The organism is Microcystis sp. M49636_WE2 (assembly GCF_030065375.1).
GTDB lineage: Bacteria > Cyanobacteriota > Cyanobacteriia > Cyanobacteriales > Microcystaceae > Microcystis > Microcystis aeruginosa_C.
In genome coordinates this window covers 1-3844 of record NZ_JASJFG010000972.1, presented here as the reverse complement: position 1 = coordinate 3844, position 3844 = coordinate 1, and the positions used below count along the sequence as shown (strand labels likewise).

Sequence of the window (3844 nt, the reverse complement as noted above, 5' to 3'; positions counted from 1 at the left end):
TAACAGCAGTAACCGCAGGAGGTGTCTATCTTTATCTACGAGGACAACTTCCTTGGCAAAGATTCACCCCCTTAGAATCGGCAAAAGTTATCCCAGAAACTGCCTTTGCTAGTAGTTTTGTCTCCACGGATGCAAAAGCTTGGTCAGTGTTAGCTAAATATGGTACACCAGAATCGCGAACTGCGGTTAGTCAAGGACTAGAAGAATTACAAAAAAATATCTTCACCGATAAGATTGATTATCAACGGGATATCGAACCTTGGATCGGTAGTATTAGCTTTGCTTTCCTTCCCGCAGCTACCCCCGGACAATCGGAATTATTAACGGTTATCGGCATCAAAGATAAAATTAAAGCGTCGGAATTCCAGAAAAAACTAGGACAACAAGTTAATCGCAAAACTAGCACCAGTGACTACAAAGGTGTTAAAATTACTGCTATAGATTGGCAGGATAACACCACTATTTATACTGCTGTTACTGGCGATTTTTTGTTGATATCCTACGATAAAAAGGTGTTAGAAGCGGCGATCGATACCTATCAAGGACAGCCATCTTTTAGCAGTAAACCGGAAGTGAGAAAACTGCTTTCCCAATCCCTCAACCTACCCAATACCCTAGCAACAATTTATATTGATGATTATGCCAAAATCTTGGGACCAGATGCTAATTTATCCCCCCAAAGTCGGCAAGAATTAGCAAAAATTCAAGATATTGTCGCAGGAGTGGGTGTCACCGATACGGGATTACAATTACAAATGGTGGCTAAACTTGCTCCTGAAACTATTTCTAACCTACCTTCCCCTAGCAGAAATCAAGTTTTAAATTATTTACCCGGAGATACCATCGCACTCTGGAGTGGGAATAATCTTAAACAGGGATGGGAAGAAGCAGAAAAACAGTCCCAAACTAACCCAGAATTACAAGTTTTTCTGCGTCAGATCCGTGAGAATTTTCAGATGGCAACCCTTGACGCGGATAAAGAAGTTTTTAACTGGATGGATCGAGAATTTGCCTTCGGAATTATCCCCAACCAGCAAGCAGTGGGAGGGTTAGGTTTTGGGGGAATGATGATCTGGCAAACCGGCGATCATAAAGCGGCAAAAACTACCCTCGATAAGTTAAATGAATTGGTGAAAACTGTTCCCTTTATCACCATAAAAAACAGTCAAATTTCTGGCCAAGATGTGACTGAATGGAAAGCGGAAGAACAAGCTATTTTAACCTATGCTTGGCCTAATAATGATACCCTAAAAATGACCGTCGGAATTCCCTATCAACCGCAACCGAATCAACCGATTAGCAAAAGTGAGAATTTTCAAGCATCGATCGCAAATTTGCCTAAAAATAATCTCGGTTATTTTTTCATCGATGTGGAGCAAATTATCGCTAAAGCAGGGGGAATTAATAATCTTCCTGCCGGGGAATTAACCCCAGAAGCAAAGGCCTTTTTAGAATCGGTACGCGGGATCGGAATTACTGCCACTATGCCTGATAAAACCACCAGTAAAATTGATGTTTTATTTTCCCTGAAGCAAACTCCCTAAAAAGTAACCGACTAGATAAAGCGATCCACAGAGAATTATCTGACTATCGGCAGATTCTTGGATTGCTTTTTTTAGTCCTAAAAATACATCGGAACAAGTCTCTAGGTGAGATAATTCTGGACAAATTGAAGCCGCTAATTCCGCTAAGGTTTCAGGATTGGCACTGCTATGATCTGGGACAGGAACTAAATATAAACTATCGCCTTTTCTTAATAAAGCTTGGAATATTTCTCGATGATCTTTAGTCGATAAAATACCCATCACCCAGATAATTTTTGGAGCCTTTAAACTATCTACATACTGCCTTAAACCAATAGCAGCAGCGGGATTATGAGCGCCATCTATTAAAATTTCTCGCTGACACCAACTAACGGTTTGTAAACGTCCTAACCAGCGAGTTTTTGCCATTCCTTCTTGCACGACTTCATCGCTAATTTGCCAACCTTGGTGACGTAAAATATTAACAACAGCGATCGCTATAGCTGAATTAGTTAATTGAAAATCTCCCGCTAAGGATAAAGGATATTCTAACCCTTGATATTTAGCACGATTATCGGCAATTTTTTCGGCAGCTTCTACCCATACCGTCGGACAATTTAACAGCTTGATTCTCTCCCTAACTACCCCCTGCGCTGATTCCGGTAATTGTCCGATAACTGCGGGACAATTCGCTTTTAATATCCCCGCTTTCTCCCCGGCAATATCGGCAACCGTCGGCCCTAAATTTTGCCAATGTTCCCGACTGATAGAAGTGATGACAGTAACCAAAGGTTGAGCGCAAACATTAGTCGCATCTAATCTTCCTCCTAAACCCACTTCCATCACGGCAATATCCACCTTTTCCCGGGTAAAATACAGCCAAGCAGCGGCAGTAATTACCTCAAATTGAGTAGGACTTTCCTGCTGGGGATCGATAAGCGATTGTATATCTTTAAGCAGGTTTTCTAAAGTTGCGGTTTCAATATTTTCGCCATTAATAGAGATTCTTTCTGTCCAATCAATTAAATGGGGAGAAATATAACGTCCGACTTTGTAACCGGCAGTGCTGAGAATGGAGGATAGATAGGCACAAACCGAACCTTTGCCATTAGTTCCCGTGACATGAATAATCGGAATTTTATCTTGGGGATTGCCTAAAATCTCCAGCAGATTTTTTATTCTTTCTAAACCGAGATTGACACCAAAACGCTGAAAAGGTTGCAGTAAAGAATCGATAGTCATGGTTGGCAAACTATAAATAGGGTTTGCGGCAAAAAGTTTTTCGGTGGGGGTAGGGTGTGGGGTGTGGGGTGTGGGGTTTTACCGATTTTCATCTGCTCAATTACCTAATTTTCAGGGAAAAAGTCCAGGGATTTTCCCCCTGATCACTCCCAGACGAGGCACTTTTGGATTTCAAAAAGGTCTAAAAGTTTTATCCAACAAGGTTTTTAGATTTATTCAGCAGACCCTAAATAAAGGAATCCGGCTAGGATCGATACTCCTACCGGCACTGATGACCCTTTCTCTGGGGGGGTAATGTCTAAAGTTTGACTAAAATGCTCGGTTCTTTTTGGATCGGTAAAACATCAAGAGAGTCAATATTAGCGCAGTATTTTAAATCTTCTTGACAGTGGAGACGCAAGAGGCGCTGACCGTGACTACAACTGTGGAACATTCCTAAAAGATCATTTTGCCATTGACGATAAAGAGCGATCGAGGCGATCACCTCATCATTACCGATCGCCATTTGCCCCGATTGTTCTTGTAGCGCATCGGCGATCGCTCCAGCACAGGCCGTATCTTCCAGAGAATAACCCCCTTCCCAACCAGAGCCAACAATCCAGACGGTATCGGGCTGCTTATCCAATAAGTAATTAACCGCAGCTTGCCGATTGATCATGGCCGCAGTGATCACGATTGGGGATTCTTCCACCCTTTGCAGAGCGCGAGTGCCGTTAGTGGTGCTGATAAACAGACGACGACCTTTCATTAAATCAGGGGTACAATCGAGGGGAGAATTGCCCAGATCGCAGCCTTCCACTTTCGCTCCGCCTCTTTCTCCTGCCCGGAGACGTTTTTCTGGTTGCCAGGTATCGCTCACCTGCATCAGGGTTTTCAGATCGCTGAAGGTTTGCACTGCTTCTGCACCGGCATTGAGGGCAGTGGCGATCGTGGTTGTCGCTCTTAAAACATCGATAACGACGGCGCAATCGGGTAGAGTATGGACGGGGGTAAGTTCGGGAGTATGATAAATGAAAACCTGCACGATTTATACCAAGTAAAAAGTAAAAGGGGAAATAAGCTCAACATACCGCCGCTCG

Annotated in this window: 3 protein-coding genes; 1 reads left to right on the top strand and 2 read right to left on the bottom strand. The window is 43.0% G+C overall.

Annotation, left to right across the window (positions count from 1 at the left end; all coding sequences use genetic code 11):
- Nucleotides 1-1544: DUF3352 domain-containing protein (locus PX484_RS22400; protein ID WP_288105558.1), on the top strand; the 1544-nt coding region annotated here is incomplete at its 5' end.
- Here PX484_RS22400 and PX484_RS22395 read toward each other — a convergent pair.
- Nucleotides 1518-2765 carry a bifunctional folylpolyglutamate synthase/dihydrofolate synthase gene (locus PX484_RS22395; RefSeq protein WP_287765067.1) on the bottom strand — a complete coding sequence of 416 codons (1248 nt, stop codon included), beginning with the start codon at nucleotides 2763-2765 and terminating at the stop codon, nucleotides 1518-1520. The two genes, PX484_RS22400 and PX484_RS22395, sit on opposite strands and share 27 nt — an antisense overlap.
- Nucleotides 2766-3063: 298 nt before the next feature.
- Complete coding sequence (locus PX484_RS22390; protein ID WP_002751646.1) at nucleotides 3064-3789, bottom strand: 2-phosphosulfolactate phosphatase family protein; 726 nt, start codon at nucleotides 3787-3789, stop codon at nucleotides 3064-3066.
- Between the last annotated feature and the right edge of the window lie 55 nt (nucleotides 3790-3844).